This window comes from Roseococcus sp. SYP-B2431, from assembly GCF_004336745.1.
Classification (GTDB): Bacteria; Pseudomonadota; Alphaproteobacteria; order Acetobacterales; family Acetobacteraceae; genus Roseococcus.
The window spans coordinates 142,190-158,021 of sequence record NZ_SJXD01000029.1 but is presented as its reverse complement, the minus strand read 5'-3'; the positions used below and the strand labels follow the sequence as shown (position 1 = coordinate 158,021).

Genomic DNA, 15,832 nt, shown 5'->3' with positions numbered 1-15,832 from the left:
CGCGCAGAAAGAGACAGGCGCAGCAAGAGACAAAGGCCCGGCGCCGTTCAAGACCCGACTGCCGCGATCCGGCAAGGCAAGTGCAACAAGGAAGGTGGACCCACATCCATGCAGCTCGACCTGAACCGCTTCACCGAGATCGAGGACGCGACCATCGGCATCCTCACGATCGACGGGGTGTTCCAATGCTTCACGCTCGAGGATGTCGAGCGGCAGCAGAAGGTCGCCAAGGTGACCGCGATCCCCTGCGGGATCTATCCCGTGAAGCTGACCCACAGCAAGAAGTTCTCCGAGAAGTACAAGGCGGCCGGCCTGAGCGAGCTCGTCCCGCTGCTGATCGGCGTGCCGAACTACGAGGGGATCCGCATGCACATGGGCAAGAACGCCAGATGGAGCGAGGGCTGCATCCTGGTCGGCCACTGGGACACCAAGCACGGCGCCACGATCTCGGACACCTACAAGGTCTACAAGGCGTTCCATCGGCGCCTGTCGGCGGCGAAGGACGAGATCCGGATCACCGTCCGCAGCACGACCGGGAAGTTCGAGGCCAAGGTGGCGCATCCCACCCAGCCGCTCTTCAAGGGCCTCTATGATTCCCGTGGCCTCTACGAGGGCAGCAACATGTGCACGGTCCAGCCCGCCGCCTTCGGCGCGCAGCTGGAGCCCAACATGTCCTTCGCGCGGCCGGGCGGCTTCGGCTGACGGCCGCCGCGGCCGGGCGGCCGCGGCGCCTCGGCCGGCCTCACCGGCCGAGGCTGCGCTGGATCTGGCCCATCAGCGACTCGAAGTTCGCGCCGGTATAGGGCGGCGGGTTGATGTGCACCGTCGCCACACGCTTCACGTAGCGGCGCGCATAGCCGCTGCGCCGCATGAACCAGTCGATGAAGCTCTCGAAGGCGGGCGCATCGGCCAGCCGGAAATGGCCGAAATTCGCATCGAAGAAGCGCCAGCCGCGCGGGCCTTCGTTCATCATCGCCACCGCATGGGCGCAACCGTCGCCCGCGATGTAGATGCAGTGGCAGCCCTGCGCCGCATCGCCGGCCCGGCGCAGGAGCTGGCCATCCATCACCCTCGGCGCCTCCACCACCGCACCCAGGTTCAGCCGCAGCCCGTACTGCGCGTACACCTCCTGGAACTGCAACGGGAAGGCCCTCGACCGGTCGCCATAGCCCTGGTGGACGATGATCTGGTCGCGGGCCGCCTGCCAGTCCGGGTATTCGCAGAGCTTCGTCTTGCGGTCGAAGGGAAAGTCGAAGGCGGCGTAGCGCAGCGCGATCCAGCGCGAGGCCAGTCCGGCGCAATAGCCCCTGGAGATCCCTCCCCATGGCCCGGGCATCCGGTTGCCATCCTCGTCCTTCGCCAGCGGCGCCGTGTTTCCCTGGCGCAGCGCATAGACCAGGACGCCCCGCGCATTCGCGTCCGCTTGCAATCGGGTCATCGCCATCGCGGCTCCCTCTCCTTCTCTGTTCCGTGCCGCCGATCGCTTCCGGCGGGCTCCGGCCCCAAATGCGGGCAGGCCGGGCGGCCGTCTTGAACGGCGTCCGGATTTTGTCGGTTCTGGAGAGAGCTCGCCCGCCCAGCCAGCCTCAGCGTTTGAGGGAGTTCGTGAGCACCGCCATCCCGCGCCCGAAGGCCGCGCCCGTATAGGGGGGCGGGCTGATGTGCACCGTCGACACCCGGTTCGCGAAGCTCTGGTTATAGCCGCTCGTGGCCATGAACCAGTTAATGAAGCTCTCGAACGCTTGTGCGCTCGGCAGCCGGAAGTGTCCGAAATTGGCGTCGAAGAAGCGCCAGGCGCCCGCCGGCGAGTCCTCGCGCTGCATCGCCACGGCATGGGCGCCACCAGTGCCTTCGATATAGATGCAGTGGCAGCCCTTCTCCGCCTGCCCGACGTGGCGGAGCATGACGCCGTTCATCGCCATGGGCTGATCGATGGTGGCCCCCTGGTTGACGTGCAGGGAGTATTTCGCGAAGGCCGCCCTGAAGCGCATCGGAACGGGCTTCGATATGTCCTGCCACTCGTCGATGACGATGTTCTGGTCGCGCGTGCTCTGCCAGTCCGGCGCCTCGCAGATCTTCGTCGCCCTGTCGAACTTGTAGTCCATGAGGGCATAGCGCAGGGCGATCCAGCGGACGGCGAGACCGGCGCAATACCCGGCGTGGATCGGACCCCAGGGGCCGGGAACCGCCAAGGGCGCGGTCTTCGCCTGTTCCAGCGCGTAGACGAGGAAGCCGCTCTTGTCCGCCCCCGCCTGCAGATGATTCATGGCCATGGCCGGTGTCTCCAATCCCTTCGGTCCTGCCGGCTCGCAACGGCAGCCGGGCGAGCCCCCATGCAACCGGCCGGTCATCCGGTCTTGAAGGGCGCGCGGCGGTTTGTCGGTTTCGGAGCAGGCGCTTCGGCCTTTCCCGAAGCGTCCGGCCCGGTTCGGGAGGCAGGTTGCGCATCTCCATCGGGATGCCGCCTCATGTCCTCCTCGCAACTCGCCGCCGCCACGCCCCGAAAGGACGACCTGCCCATCCTTCACGCGCGATTCTTCGGATGGCGGGTCACCTGGGCCGCCTTCACCGTCGCCGTCTTCGGCTGGGGAATGGGCTTCTACGGCCCCCCGGTCTTTCTCTTCGCGGTGCATGAGGCGCGCGGCTGGCCGGTCTGGATGGTCTCGGTCGCCGTCACCTGCCACTTTCTGCTCGGCGCCTTCTGGGTCGCCAACCTGCCGGCGCTGCACCGGCGCTTCGGGGTCGCCGCCATCACCCGCGCGGGCGGGCTGCTGAGCCTCTGCGGCATGCTCGGCTGGGCCCTGGCCGAGGCGCCCTGGCAGCTCTTCCTCGCCACCGCCGTCAGCGGCGCGGGCTGGGCCGCGACGGGTGCCGCCGCCATCAACGCCATGGTCGCGCCCTGGTTCGTCCGGCGCCGGCCGGCCGCGCTGAGCACGGCCTATAACGGCGCCTCGGTGGGCGGCATCCTCCTCTCGCCGCTCTGGGTCGTGGCGATCGGGGCGCTGGGCTTTCCCTGGGCCGTCGCGCTCGTAGGCGGCGCGATGGCGCTGACCCTCTGGTGGCTGGCCGGGCGGTACCTTTCCACCTCGCCCGCGGAGCTCGGCCAGGAACCGGACGGCGGCGCGGCGGGACCGCCGGCGGCGAAGCCCGTCCCGCGCCACGCCTCCCTGCCCGGCCGCGCGATGTGGACCAACCGGCGCTTCCTGACGCTGGTGGCCGGCACCTCGCTCGGGCTCTTCGCGCAGATCGGGCTGATCGCGCATCTTTTCTCGCTGATGGCCGGACCGATGGGGCCCGGGCTCGCCGGGCTGGCGGCGGGGCTCGCGACCGCCTGCGCCATCCTGGGGCGGACGGGGATGGGCTGGCTGCTGACGCCCACCGCCGACCGCCGGATCGCCTCGGCCGGCAATTACGGGCTGCAGGTGGTCGGCTCGCTGGTGCTGCTCGCCTCCGGGGGGAGCGACGTGACCCTGCTGCTGCTCGGTGTCGCGCTCTTCGGGCTGGGGCTGGGGAACGCGACCTCGCTGCCGCCACTCATCGCGCAGCAGGACTTTTGCCCCGCGGACACGGCGCGCGCGGTGGCGCTCTCCACCGCCTGCGGCCAGGCGGCCTATGCCTTCGCGCCGGCCGCCTTCGGGGCAATGCGCGACATCTTCGCCGATACGGATGCGTTCTTCCTCACGGCCGCGGCGGTCCAGGTCATGGCGGCCATCGCCATGCTCGCAGGGCGTCAGCCCTCGAGGTGAGGCCGCTTGCGGTGCCGGGCCAGCAGCCCGTCCACCGGACCCGCGATCAGCGAGATCACCCAGAGCCCGGACGCCGCCAGCACGATGGCCGGGCCGCTCGGCAGGTCGGCATGGTAGGAGGCGAGCAGGCCGGCCAGCGTCGCCGCCAGGGCCAGGCCCACGGCGGCCGTCACCAGCCCGCCGACCTCGCGCGCCCAGTGCCGCGCCGCGATGGCGGGGAGCATCATCAGCCCCACTGCCATCAGGCTCCCCACCGCCTGGAAGGCCGCGACGAGGTTGACCACGACCAGCGCCAGCAGCCCCAGGTGCCAGACGCTGCCGCGCACGCCCACCGCCTGGGCGAAGGAGGGGTCGAAGCATTCCAGGATCAACGGTCGCCAGGCGAAGGCCAGGAAGAGCAGCGTCGCGCTGGCCGCGCCGCCCATCAGCAGCAGCGCCGCGTCATCGACGCCGAGCACGGAGCCGAAGAGAAGCTGCGTCAGTTCCACCGCCGAGCCGCGCCAGGAGATGAGGGCGACGCCGGCGGCCAGGGCCGTGAGGTAGAGGCCGGCCAGCGCCGCGTCCTCCCGCCCGCCGGTGGCCCGCGCCAGGGCGCCGGAGCCGAGCGCGACGACCAAGCCAGCGATCAGCCCGCCCAGCGCCAGGGCCGGCATCCAGAGGCCGGCCAGCACGAAGCCCAGCGCGACGCCGGGCAGGATGCCGTGGGCCAGCACGTCGCCGGTGAGGCTCATGCGGCGCAGCATGAGGAAGACGCCCAGCGGGGGCGCCGAGAGGCTGAGGGCGAGGCAGCCGACCAGCGCCCGGCGCAGGAAGCCGAACTCGGCGAAGGGCGCGAGGAAGGTGTCCCAGATCATGTCGTGGCGGCGGCGCGGCTTGGAGCTTGAGGACCGGCGCGCCGGTCCCGCGCGCCCATGGAAAGCCGGATCATGATCCGGTCGGCGTCCGCGAACCCGTCATGATCTAGGCCGCGCAGGCCTCGGCGCCTTCGGTCCAGGCTTCCGACATCATCCGCGCGCGCATCCGGTTCTCGGCGGAGAGCGCCGTCTCGGTCGGCCCGCAGGCGATGCCTTCGCGCGCGAGCAGCAGCGTCTCGGGGAATTCGCGGCGCACGAGGTCGAGGTCGTGCAGCACGGCCAGGATGCTGCGGCCCTCGCCATGCCAGCGCCGCATCACGGCCAGCAGGTCGGTGGCCGTGCGGGCGTCCAGCGCGTTGAAGGGCTCGTCCAGCAGGATGATGGGCGCGTCCTGCAGCAGCAGCCGGGCGAAGAGCAGCCGCTGGAACTGGCCGGAAGAGAGGCTGCCCACCGGGCGCCGGGCGAAGCCGTGCAGGCCGACGGCGTCCAGCGCGGCCTCGACCCGCTCGGGCCTGGGCGTCGCGCGGAAGGCGCCGCTCTCGGCCCAGAGCCCGAAGAGCACGGCGTCGCGGCAGGTCAGCGGGAAGCTGCGGTCGAGCGCCGCCTGCTGGGGCAGGAGGGCGATCTGCCCGGGCGCCACGCCCTCGATCCGGCCGGAGGAGGGCGCGTGAAGCCCGGCGATCGCGCGCAGCAGCGTGGACTTCCCGGCACCGTTGGGGCCGACCACGGCCATCATCGCGCCCGGCCTCAGAGCGAAGGAGAGGTGGTGGACCGCCGGGCGGCGCCCATGTGTGACCGTGAGATCGCGAACGCGAATTTCGGAGGGCCTCATGCCGCCAGCGCCCAGGCGATGGCCGACCACAGCACCGCCAGCAGCGCGGCAGCCAGGACGACCCGCGCCGAGCTGCCGCTCGCCAGGTCGAGGGGATGGGTCCAGGGCGACATGATGTTATCCCATAACATGGGCAGCCCCAGGTCGCCAAGCAAGTCGGGTCCGCGATAGGATGGCGCCCATGCCCAATCCCGACGACGCGTTGCGGTCGGCCCTGGCGCGCCACCGCGCCATCGCGACCTTCCTGCTGGTGGTCATGGCGGGGCTCACCCTCCTGGCCTATCGCCTGCCCCCCAATTTCTGGACGGATCTGCTCGCCGCCTCGGCCAAGGCCGGTGTGGTGGGCGGGCTCGCCGACTGGTTCGCGGTGACGGCGCTGTTTCGCCGGCCCCTGGGACTGCCGATCCCGCACACGGCCATCATTCCGCGGCAGAAGGAGCGTCTGGGCCAGGGGCTCGGGCGTTTCGTAGCCAACCACGTCTTCACCGAGGCGGAGCTGCGCCGGGTGATCGCGCGGCTCGACATCGCCAGCATCCTGGCGGGCTTCCTGGCCGATCCGAAAACCTCGCGGCCGGCGGCCCAGGCGCTGGCGGCCGCGGTGCCCCGGCTGCTGCGGACGCTGGAGGACGGGCGGGCGCTGCGGCTCACCGGGCGGCTGCTGCCCCGCCTGGCGGGTGGACCGGCTGCGGCGCTGGTGGTCGCGCGGGCGCTGCGGGCGCTCATGGCCGGCGGGCAGCACCAGGCGGTGTTCGACCTGGCGCTGGCGCAGCTCAAGATCGTGCTCGCCGCCAAGCAGGAGGAGTTGCGGGACGCCATCAAGCGCCGCGTCCGCGAGCAGGGCGGCAAGCTCATGGGCTGGGCCGCCGGCGCCTATGTGGCCGACAAAGTGCTCGCCGTCCTGAACGCCGAGCTGGAGAAGGTGGAGCCCGGCGAGTCCGACCTCCGCCTCGCCTTCGAGGCCTGGATCGAGGCCGAGATCGCCCGGCTGGAGAACGAACCCGAGCGCGCCGCCGCCATGGGGCGGGCAATCCGTTCCGCGCTGTCCCATCCGGCGGTGGCGGAATGGCTGGGCGACATCTGGGCCCGGCTGCGCGAGGCGGTCGTCGCGGATGCGGCGAACCCGGAAGGCCGCACCATCGCCCTGATCGGGGCCGCGCTGGTGAACACCGGCACCTTCCTCGCCGAGGACGAGGCCGCCCGAGCCCGGCTCAACGGCGCCGTCGAGGGGGCCTTCGCGACGCTCGTGCCCTCCGCCCAATCGCGGCTCGCCGAGTTCATCGCGGGCGTGGTGAAGGGCTGGGACACCGCCGAGGTGACGGAGAAGATCGAGCTCCGTGTCGGCAAGGATCTGCAATACGTGCGGATCAACGGGACCGTGGTGGGCTTTCTCGCCGGCGGCGCGCTCTATTTGCTGATCTTCTGGCTGGCCGAAGGAAGGGTGGTCCACTGATGCTGACGCCGCTGAATTCCTTCGACGAGCTCTCCCCCGACCAGGGCTTCGCCTTCGGCTCCTTCGCGCTGAGCCAGGACGAGATCATCGCCTATGCGTCCAAATACGACCCGCAGCCCTTCCACCTGGATCCCGAGGCCGCCAGGGCCGCGCCGCTCTTCGGCGGGCTGGTGGCGAGCGGGCTGCACACCATGGGCTGCTGCTTCGGGCTGATCATGGGCAGTGGGCTGTTCCGCGCGGTGAGCTTGGGCGGCAGCCAGATCGACACGAAATGGCCCGCTCCGCTCCGGCCGGACGAGACGGTGGCCGTCACCGGGCAGGTGGAGAGGCTGACGCCGTCCAGGTCCAGGCCGGAGCTCGGCGTGGCGATCATCCGCTACACGGGCACGCGGATCGCGGACCAGAGGCCCGTCATCGAGATGGTCGCGACGCATTTCCTGAAGCGCTGATCAGGCGAGGCGCCGCCGACCACCCGCTCGGCGCGCCGCCGGGGGTTCGGCTCGATAGCCACGCGGATCGCGGACGGCGATCGCGTCGCCCAGGAGAACATAAAAAGGGCGGGCCAGGTTTCCCCGGCCCGCCCTCTTCAGGGACTTGGAAGGCTCAGCCCGCGGCCTTCATGATCTCGTCGGCCACGTTGCGCGGCACGGGATCATAGTGGTGGAACTGCATGGAGAAGGAGGCACGCCCCTTCGTCATGCCACGCAGGTTGGAGATGTAGCCGAACATCTCCTTCAGCGGCACATGCGCCCGGACGATGACCGAGGTGCCGGCCATGTCCTGGTTCTGGATCACGCCGCGGCGGCGGTTGAGATCGCCCACGACGTCGCCGACATGGTCCTGCGGGGTGGTCACCTCCACGTCCATGATCGGCTCCAGGATGACCGGGCCGGCCTTCTTCATGCCCTCGCGGAAGCAGGCCTTGCCGGCGATCTCGAAGGCCAGGGCCGACGAGTCGACGTCGTGGTACTTGCCGTCCACCAGGCTGAACTTGAAGTCTACCGTGGGGAAGCCCGCGAGCACGCCCGTATCGGCCTGCACCTTGATGCCCTTGTCGACCGCGGGAATGTACTCCTTCGGCACCGAACCACCGACGATCGCGTTCACGAACTCGATGCCCTTGTTCCGCTCCAACGGCTCGAAGGTGATCTTCACCTCGGCGTACTGGCCCGAACCGCCCGACTGCTTCTTGTGGGTGTAGGTCTCGGTGTGCGGCTTGGTGATCGTCTCGCGATAGGCGACCTGCGGCGCGCCGATATTGCAGTCGACGTTATACTCGCGGCGCAGACGGTCCACGATGATGTCGAGATGCAGCTCGCCCATGCCCGACAGAATGGTCTGGCCGGTCTCCTGATCGGTCTTCACGCGCAGCGAGGGATCCTCGCCCGCCAGCTTCTGTAGGCCGATCGTCATCTTCTCGACGGCTTCCTTGGTCTTCGGCTCGACCGAGATGTCGATGACGGGCACCGGGAAGGCCATGCGCTCGAGCACCACCGGATCCTCGGCGGAGGCCAGCGTGTCGCCCGTGCCCGTGTCCTTCAGGCCGACGAAGGCGGCGATGTCGCCGGCGACGACTTCCTTGATCTCCTCACGCTTGTCGGCGTGCATCTGGAACATGCGGCCGATGCGCTCGCGATGGCCCTTGGTCGTGTTCATGACCATGTCGCCCTGGCGCAGGACGCCCGAATAGACGCGCACGAAGGTCAGGTTGCCGTACTTGTCGTTGATGATCTTGAAGGCGAGGCCGGCGAAGGGGCCGTCCATCTTGACGGGGATGATGCGGCGCTCGGCCGTCTCGTCCTGGCCTTCCTCGGGGGCGACCTTGATGCCCTCGACGTCCATCGGGCTCGGCAGGTAGTCGACGACGGCGTCGAGAAGGGGCTGCACGCCCTTGTTCTTGAAGGACGAGCCGCAGAGCACCGGGCGGAACTCGCCCGAGATCGTGCCCTTCTTGATGCAGCGCTTCAGGGTCTCGACCGAGACATCGCCCTTCTCGAAGTATTCCTCCATGGCCGTCTCGTCGATGCCGACGGCGATGTCGAGAAGCTTCTGGCGGTACTCGGCCGCCGTGTCGGCGAGGTCGGCCGGAATCTCGACCACGTTGAACTTGGCGCCGAGCTCGTCGCCTTCCCAGATCAGGGCCTTCATCTCGACCAGGTCGACGATGCCCTTGAGGCTGTCCTCGATGCCGACCGGGATCTGCAGCGCGACCCAGTTGATGCCGAGCTTCTCGGTCAGCGTGGCCGCGGCCTTGAAGAAATCGGCGCCGGTGCGGTCGAGCTTGTTGACGTAGATGATGCGCGGCACGTTGTAGCGGTCGGCCAGGCGCCAGTTGGTCTCGGACTGCGGCTGCACGCCGGCCACGCCCTCGATCACGAAGATGGCGCCGTCCAGCACGCGCAGCGACCGGTTCACCTCGATGTTGAAGTCGATGTGGCCCGGGGTGTCGATGACGTTGATGCGGTAGCCGTTCCACTCGGCGGTCACGGCCGCGGAGGTGATCGTGATGCCGCGCTCGCGCTCCTGCTCCATGTAGTCGGTGGTGGTGTTGCCGTCATGGACCTCACCGATCTTATGGCTCTTGCCGGTGTAGTAGAGGATGCGCTCGGTCGTCGTCGTCTTGCCCGCGTCGATATGCGCGGTGATGCCGATATTGCGAATCTTCTCGAGCGGTGTGTGAGCCACGTTAGGCCTCCATGCGGCAAGGCAGGACAGCCCCTCTCGGTGCCGCCTGCCCCATCTCTTACGGTCAGAATATGTCCAGTGGGCGGGGAGATGCCCCCTCCCGCCGGAATTTGCAAGCCGTGACGCGGGGGATGGCCCTGCACCAGGCGCGGGGGTCGGGCTCGCGGCGGGTTCTCCTGGGCCGGCCGAAGCCCGCCCCGCCCTCCACGGCGCGCCCATCCGCTTCCGCAAGGCCGGGCGGAGGCGCCCCTTCAGCGAGGGGCGAACCCGCGCCCGAGTGGCGAATCGGGCGATCGGTCGGCCCGGCCGTCGCGGTGGACGAAGGCCGCCCCCCTCACTTCAGGCCGGCGCAGAACTTCTGGATGCGGGCGCAGGCCTCGGTCAGCAGCTCGTCGCTGGTGGCGTAGCTGATGCGGAAATGGCCGGGGAACATGAAGGCCGAGCCGTGCACGGCCGCAACGCCCTGCTCGTCCAGCAGGGCGATGACGAAATCCTCGTCGGTTTCGATCTTCCTGCCGCCGGCGCTGGTCTTGCCGAGGCAGCCGTTCACCGAGGGGAAGACGTAGAAGGCGCCCTCGGGCGTGATGCAGTGGATGCCCTCGGCCTTGTTGAGCAGGCCGACCACGAGGTCGCGCCGGCGCTCATAGACCTTGCGCATGTCCTCCACGCTCTCCTGCGGGCCGTTGAGCGCGGCGACGGCCGCGGCCTGGCTGATGGAGCTCGTGCTGCTGGTCGACTGGCTCTGCAGCTTGTCCATCGCCTTGATGAGCTTCGTGGGCGCGCCGGCGAAGCCGATGCGCCAGCCGGTCATGGCATAGGCCTTGGAGCAGCCGTTCATGGTCAGCGTGCGGTCATGGAGCTTCGGCTCCACCGCGGCGAGGGTCGAGCCCTGGAAGTCGCCATAGACCAGCTTCTCGTAGATGTCGTCGGTGAAGACCCAGACGTCAGGGTGGCGCAGCAGCACCTCGGCCAGGCCCTTGAGCTCCTCCCTGGAATAGGCGGCGCCGGTGGGGTTGCAGGGGTTGTTCAGGACCAGCCACTTGGTCTTGGGCGTGATCGCAGCCTCGAGCTGCTCGGGCGTCATCTTGAAGCCCTGGTTCTGCCCGGCGGCGACGATGACCGGCTTGCCGCCCGCCAGCGCCACGATGTCGGGGTAGGAGACCCAGCAGGGGGCGGGGATGATGGCCTCGTCGCCCTCGTCCATCGTGGCGAGCATGGCGTTGAAGATCACCTGCTTGCCGCCGGTGGAAACGATGATCTGCTCCGGCTTGTAGTCCAGCCCGTGCTCGCGCTTGAAGTAGCCGGCGGCGGCCTTGCGCAGCGCCGGCGTGCCGGCCACGTCCGTGTAGCGCGTGTCGCCGGACTGGATGGCGGCGATGGCCGCGTCCTTGATGTGCTGCGGCGTCTCGAAATCCGGCTCCCCGGCCGAGAGGCTGATGACGTCTTTCCCGGCCGCCTTCAGCTCACGCGCCTTCGTGGAAATCGCGATGGTCTGGGAGGGGGAGATGCGGTCGAGCCGTTCGGCGATGAGGTTCATGGTCCGTCCTAGGGAAGCCGCGGGGAAATTCGCGGCGGCGGACCCTAAGCCCCCCCGACCCGCCGTTCAACCCGCTCGGCGGCGGAACACCCATGCAATCGCGCTCAGCACCGCCCCGACGACGAGGAAGACCGCGGCCAGCGCATTGGCCTCGGGCGTCATGCCGAGGCGGAGCTGGGAGAAGAGGTAGACCGGCAGGGTGGTGGCGCCGGGACCGGAGACGAAGCTCGCCAGCACCACGTCGTCCAGCGAGAGGGTGAAGGCCAGCAGCCAGCCGGCCGCGAGGCTCGGCGCGATCAGCGGCAGCGTCACGGTGCGGAAGACGGCGAAGGGCGATGCGCCTAGGTCGGCGGCAGCCTCCTCCAGGGCGGGATCGAGGCCGGCCAGCCGCGCCTGGACCAGCACGGCCACATAGGCCATGCCCAGCGCGGAATGGGCCAGCCAGACCGTGACCGCGCCGCGCTGCGCCGGCCAGCCGGTGAGCGCCTGCAGGCCGACGAAGAGCAGCAGCAGGGACAGGCCCGTCACCACCTCGGGCAGCACCAGCGGTGCCCCGGCCAGGGCGCCGAAGACCGGCCTCCCGGCGAAGGGGCCGTGCCGCGCCAGCACCCAGCCCAGCGCCATTCCCAGCAGGGTGGCGAGGCTGGCCGCGGCGGCGCCGATGCGCAGCGAGAGCCAGGCGGCGTCCAGGATCCGCGCGTTGTTCGCCAGGGCGGTGAACCAGCGGAGGGAGAAGCCGCCCCATTCGAAGGGGACCCGGCTGTCGGAAAAGGCATAGCCGGCCAGGAGCAGGACCGGCGCCCAGAGGAAGGCAAGGCCGAGGACGAGGAGCACCCGTCTCACTTCAGCACCGAGAGCCGCTGGTAAAGGGCGATCGGGACCAGCAGCAGCGCCAGCAGGGCGGTCGAAAGCGCGGCGGCCGTGGGCCAGTCGCGGGTCTGGAAGAACTCGCCCCAGATGGCGCGGCCGATGAGCATGGAATCCGGCGCGCCGAGCATCTCAGGGATCACCACCTCGCCGGCCGCCGGGATGAAGACGAGCAGGAAGGCCGCCGCCGCCGCCGGCGCCGCGAGCGGCAGGGTGACGGTGAGGAAGACCGTCATCGGCCGGGCGCCGAGGTCGGCGGCGGCCTCCTCGACGGCGAGGTCCCGCCTGGCCAGCGCGGCCGCCAGCGGCAGCACGGCGAAGGGCAGGTAGGAATGCACCATGCCGGCCAGCAGCGCGCCGTCGCTGTAGAGCAGCGGCAGGGGCTCGGCGATCACGCCCAGCCGCAGCAGCATGGCGTTGATCCAGCCATGGTCCCGCAACAGCCCGACCCAGGCGGTGAGCCGCAGCACGAAGCCGGTCCAGAAGGGCAGCAGCACCAGGGCCAGCAGCGCCGGCTGCCAGGCGGGCCGGGCGCTGGCGATGCCCAACGCCATGGCGAAGCCCAGAAGCAGGCAGAGCCCTGCCGTCACCGCGGCCAGCCGCAGCGAGCGCAGGAGGGTGTCGAGGTAAAAGGTGTCGGCGAAGATGAGGGCCCAGGAGTCCCAGCTGCCTTGCCACCCGGCGCGGCCGAGGGGCGGGACCACGGGCGGGACGCCCGCATCGGGCGTGCTGAAGCTCATGCCGATCACGATGGCCAGCGGCGCCGCGACCAGCGCCAGCAGCGCCAGCCAGGCCACCCCGCGCGTCATGCGGCGAGCGGCGCCAGGGCGGCGGCGTCCCAGGCGAGGAGGATGGCGGCCCCGGCCTCCGGAAGCGCCGCGCCGGCCGGCAGCACCACGCGCAGCAGCGGACCGCCCGCGACCTGCGCGAGCAGCAGCGCGTCGCCGCCGCGAAAGGCGAGATCGGCGACGGTGGCCGGGGTGCCGTTGATCGCCGGGAGCGCGTCCACGAGTCGGATCCGCTCGGGGCGCAGCGCATAGGCGGGCGCCGCGACCTCGGCGCCGAGCGGCAGCGTTCCGGCCTCCAGCACGTTGGCGGCCCCCAGGAAGCGCGCGACGGAGCGCGTCGCCGGGCGATCGTAGAGCTCGCGCGGCGACGCGACCTGGGCGATGCGGCCCTGCTCCAGCACCGCGACGCGGTCGGCCAGCGCCAGCGCCTCGGCCTGGTCGTGCGTCACCATCACGAAGCTGGCGCCGAGCCGTCGCTGCAGCGCGCGCAGCTCCAGCCCGGTGCGCTCGCGCAGCCCGGAATCCAGCGCGGCGAGCGGCTCGTCCAGCAGGATCAGCGAGGGGCGCCGGGCCAGCGCGCGGGCCAGCGCCACGCGCTGCTGCTGCCCGCCCGAGAGCTGCCGCGGGCGGCGCGCCTCCATCCCGCCGAGGGCGAGCAGCGCCACCAGCTCCGCCACGCGCGCGGCGATGGCCGCCCGGCCCTCGCCCGCCCGGCGCAGGCCATACGCGATGTTGTCGGCGACGCTGAGATGCGGGAACAGCGCATAGGACTGGAACATCATCGCCACGTCGCGGGCGGGCGGCGGCTGGCGCGAGATGTCCTGGCCGCGCAGCAGCACGCGCCCCGCATCCGGAAGCTCGAAGCCCGCGACGGCGCGCAGCAGGGTGGACTTTCCCGAGCCCGAGCCGCCGAGCAGGGCGAAGAACTCCCCCGCGCCGATCTCCAGCGACAGCGCGTCGAGCGCGGCCACCGCGCCGAAGCGCTTCGTCACGCTCTCCAGGGCGAGCAGGGTCAAGCGAAGGGCCTCACCGGCCCGCCTTGAACCGTGCCCAGAGCCGGGCCCGCGCCCGCTCGCCTGCCTGGGCCGGCGTGCCCGCGACGAAGCTGCGCGCCAGCGCGCCCGGATCGGGAAACACGCTCCGGTCGTTCTGGATCTCCGGCGGCAGCAGCGCGCGCGAGGCGGGCACCGCGTTGGGGTAGCGCACCTGGCGGGTGATGCCGGCCATCACATCCGGCTGCAGCAGGAAGTTGATGAAGGCGTGGGCCGCCTCGGTATTCGGCGCATCGGCCGGGATCGCGACCATGTCGAACCAGAGCTGCGCGCCCTCGCTCGGCATCACGTAGCTCACCTCATGCGGCCGCCGCGCCTCGCGCGCCCGGGCCGCGGACTGGATCACGTCGCCCGAATAGGAGAAGGCGAGGCAAATCTCCCCCTGGGCCAGCGCGTCGATGATCGCCGGCGGCGAGGGGATGGAACGCAGATGGGGCCGGATCGCCAGCAGGGCCTGCAGGGCCCTGTCGAGATCGGCCTGCGCCGTGCTGTTCGGGTCGGCGCCGACATGCCGCAGCACCGAAGGCAGCACGTCGATCGCGCTGTCCATCACCGCGATGCCGCAGCGCGCCACGCGACGCGCATGCTCCGGGTTCAGCAACAGCTGCAGGCTGTCCATGGGCGCATCGGGCGCGACCTCGCGGATGCGCGCCGCGTTCATGCCGAGACCCACCGTGCCCCAAAGATAGATGACGCCGTGCCGATTGCCCGGATCCACGCCCGCGACGCGCGCCATGAGCGCGGGATCGAGATTCGACGCATTCGGGATGCGCGCCAGGTCCAGCGGACGCAGCGCGCCGGCGCGCACCAGGCGGTTGAAGGCGGGCTCGCTGGTCGGCACCACGATGTCGTAGCCCGAGCGGCCCGCGGAGAGCTTGCCCTCCAGCGTCTCCAGCGTGTCGTAGACGTCGTAGCGGACGCGGATGCCCGTCTCGCGCTGGAACCGCTCGATCGCATAGGGATCGATGTAGTCCGCCCAGTTGTAGATGTTCAGCACCGGCTGCTGTGCCCTCGCGAGCAAAGGCAGGGCAAGCAGCGCGAGGCTCAGCAGCAGGCGGCGCATGGGCGTTCTCCGGAGGCGCGTCCCTTCGGCTATGCGGCAGGACGGGCCGTTTCACAATATCGGATGCGTGCCCTGTATTTCCTTGACGTTCTTGTTTTGTTCAAATAGAAGGACCGGGCCAAGGGGCGAATTGCGTCCATCGCTTTCCGAGCGCTCCCCGCCGGCCACCCATCCCGAATGCCCCTTCCCGCTCTGCCCGCAATCCCGCGCGGCCCAGGAGACGCACGCCCATGTCCTTCATCGCGACGGATCTCATGCCGCTGATCCAGACCGCCCGCTTCAACCTCTGGCACTATCGCAGCGCGGACCTCAAGGCGGCGATCGTCACGCCCGGCTACTTCGCCGCGGCCGCCGCGCGTCTGCAGGCCGGCGACGTGATGATCGTGCAGTCCTCCGATTCCGTCGCGATCCTGCCGGTCCGCAGCAATGTCGGCATCGGCCCCGGCGTCACGCTCGACGGCGCGGTGACGCCCATCGCCCTGACCCGTACCGTCGCCCAGACCCTCCGCATGGTGCAGGCCGCGGGCGCCGTGGTCGCCACCATCATCCTGGCCCCGCTGGTGGCGGGGGTGATCATGGGCGCGGCCATTCCGGTCCAGGCGCAGGTGATCGGGCCGATCGCGTCGGTCAACGTCACCCTGCGCAACGCCCAGAACCAGGTGATCCCGCCGGTGAAGACCGTGCCGGTCGACCAGGGCTACGCGACGACGACGCTGCCCACCCCGGCCGTGGGCGCCGGCTACCGCATCCAGGTCGAGGACAACGAGGACCGCGGCATCCTCGTCACCTCGCGCAGCTTCAACATCCTGCCCGACCTTCATCTCATGCTGGTGGTCGAGGGCGGGAAGCTGTTGCAGGAGGACGGCTCGGCCATCGCCCAGGGCTGACCGCTCCGCCGCTTCACCCTGCCGTTGCGGCGCATCCCGAGAACCGTCGGCACTTCGCCCGGCCCGAGGAT

15 protein-coding genes are annotated in these 15,832 nt (G+C 70.4%); 5 read left to right on the top strand and 10 right to left on the bottom strand.

Annotation, left to right across the window (positions count from 1 at the left end; genetic code table 11):
- The first annotated feature begins 108 nt into the window (after window positions 1-108).
- Window positions 109-702 carry a DUF5675 family protein gene (locus tag EJV46_RS20735; protein ID WP_131550634.1) on the top strand — a complete coding sequence of 198 codons (594 nt, stop codon included), beginning with the start codon at window positions 109-111 and terminating at the stop codon, window positions 700-702.
- Between the two features lie 40 nt (window positions 703-742).
- On the opposite strand, the gene EJV46_RS20730 is transcribed toward EJV46_RS20735, so the two are convergent.
- Window positions 743-1,438: a YopT-type cysteine protease domain-containing protein gene (locus EJV46_RS20730; RefSeq protein WP_165585647.1), complete on the bottom strand. Its 696-nt coding sequence runs from the start codon at window positions 1,436-1,438 to the stop codon at window positions 743-745.
- Window positions 1,439-1,586: 148 nt separating this feature from the next.
- Window positions 1,587-2,288 carry a YopT-type cysteine protease domain-containing protein gene (locus EJV46_RS20725; protein ID WP_165585646.1) on the bottom strand — a complete coding sequence of 234 codons (702 nt, stop codon included), beginning with the start codon at window positions 2,286-2,288 and terminating at the stop codon, window positions 1,587-1,589.
- Window positions 2,289-2,468: 180 nt separating this feature from the next.
- On the opposite strand from EJV46_RS20725, the gene EJV46_RS20720 reads away from it, so the two are divergent.
- A complete protein-coding gene (locus tag EJV46_RS20720) occupies window positions 2,469-3,746 on the top strand; it encodes an MFS transporter (protein WP_131550631.1) in 1,278 nt (425 codons plus the stop codon).
- Here EJV46_RS20720 and EJV46_RS20715 read toward each other — a convergent pair.
- Window positions 3,731-4,600, bottom strand: a complete 870-nt coding sequence (locus tag EJV46_RS20715; RefSeq protein ID WP_131550630.1) for a metal ABC transporter permease — start codon at window positions 4,598-4,600, stop codon at window positions 3,731-3,733. The two genes, EJV46_RS20720 and EJV46_RS20715, sit on opposite strands and share 16 nt — an antisense overlap.
- A gap of 106 nt (window positions 4,601-4,706) precedes the next feature.
- Complete coding sequence (locus EJV46_RS20710) at window positions 4,707-5,432, bottom strand: metal ABC transporter ATP-binding protein (protein WP_131550629.1); 726 nt, start codon at window positions 5,430-5,432, stop codon at window positions 4,707-4,709.
- Window positions 5,433-5,613: 181 nt separating this feature from the next.
- On the opposite strand from EJV46_RS20710, the gene EJV46_RS20705 reads away from it, so the two are divergent.
- Both EJV46_RS20705 and EJV46_RS20700 read left to right on the top strand, forming a co-directional pair.
- A complete protein-coding gene (locus EJV46_RS20705) occupies window positions 5,614-6,882 on the top strand; it encodes a DUF445 domain-containing protein (RefSeq protein ID WP_240782680.1) in 1,269 nt (422 codons plus the stop codon).
- Window positions 6,882-7,331 carry a MaoC/PaaZ C-terminal domain-containing protein gene (locus EJV46_RS20700; RefSeq protein WP_131550627.1) on the top strand — a complete coding sequence of 150 codons (450 nt, stop codon included), beginning with the start codon at window positions 6,882-6,884 and terminating at the stop codon, window positions 7,329-7,331. The genes EJV46_RS20705 and EJV46_RS20700 overlap by 1 nt, the downstream gene beginning before the upstream one ends.
- 154 nt (window positions 7,332-7,485) lie before the next feature.
- On the opposite strand, the gene fusA is transcribed toward EJV46_RS20700, so the two are convergent.
- The 6 genes from fusA to EJV46_RS20670 form a co-directional block, all read right to left on the bottom strand.
- Window positions 7,486-9,567 carry an elongation factor G gene (gene fusA / locus EJV46_RS20695; protein ID WP_131550626.1) on the bottom strand — a complete coding sequence of 694 codons (2,082 nt, stop codon included), beginning with the start codon at window positions 9,565-9,567 and terminating at the stop codon, window positions 7,486-7,488.
- A gap of 334 nt (window positions 9,568-9,901) precedes the next feature.
- Entirely contained in the window at window positions 9,902-11,104 is a 1,203-nt protein-coding gene (locus EJV46_RS20690) for a pyridoxal phosphate-dependent aminotransferase (protein WP_131550625.1), read from the bottom strand.
- 66 nt (window positions 11,105-11,170) lie between these two features.
- Complete coding sequence (locus tag EJV46_RS20685) at window positions 11,171-11,938, bottom strand: ABC transporter permease subunit (RefSeq protein WP_240782679.1); 768 nt, start codon at window positions 11,936-11,938, stop codon at window positions 11,171-11,173.
- A gap of 5 nt (window positions 11,939-11,943) precedes the next feature.
- Complete coding sequence (locus EJV46_RS20680; RefSeq protein ID WP_131550623.1) at window positions 11,944-12,780, bottom strand: ABC transporter permease; 837 nt, start codon at window positions 12,778-12,780, stop codon at window positions 11,944-11,946.
- Entirely contained in the window at window positions 12,777-13,775 is a 999-nt protein-coding gene (locus EJV46_RS20675) for an ABC transporter ATP-binding protein (RefSeq protein WP_131550622.1), read from the bottom strand. The genes EJV46_RS20680 and EJV46_RS20675 overlap by 4 nt, the downstream gene beginning before the upstream one ends.
- Before the next feature lie 10 nt (window positions 13,776-13,785).
- A complete protein-coding gene (locus tag EJV46_RS20670) occupies window positions 13,786-14,874 on the bottom strand; it encodes an extracellular solute-binding protein (protein WP_131550621.1) in 1,089 nt (362 codons plus the stop codon).
- Window positions 14,875-15,104: 230 nt separating this feature from the next.
- On the opposite strand from EJV46_RS20670, the gene EJV46_RS20665 reads away from it, so the two are divergent.
- Window positions 15,105-15,761 (top strand): hypothetical protein, encoded by a 657-nt coding sequence (locus EJV46_RS20665; RefSeq protein ID WP_131550620.1) that lies wholly within the window; start codon window positions 15,105-15,107, stop codon window positions 15,759-15,761.
- Window positions 15,762-15,832 lie beyond the last annotated feature (71 nt).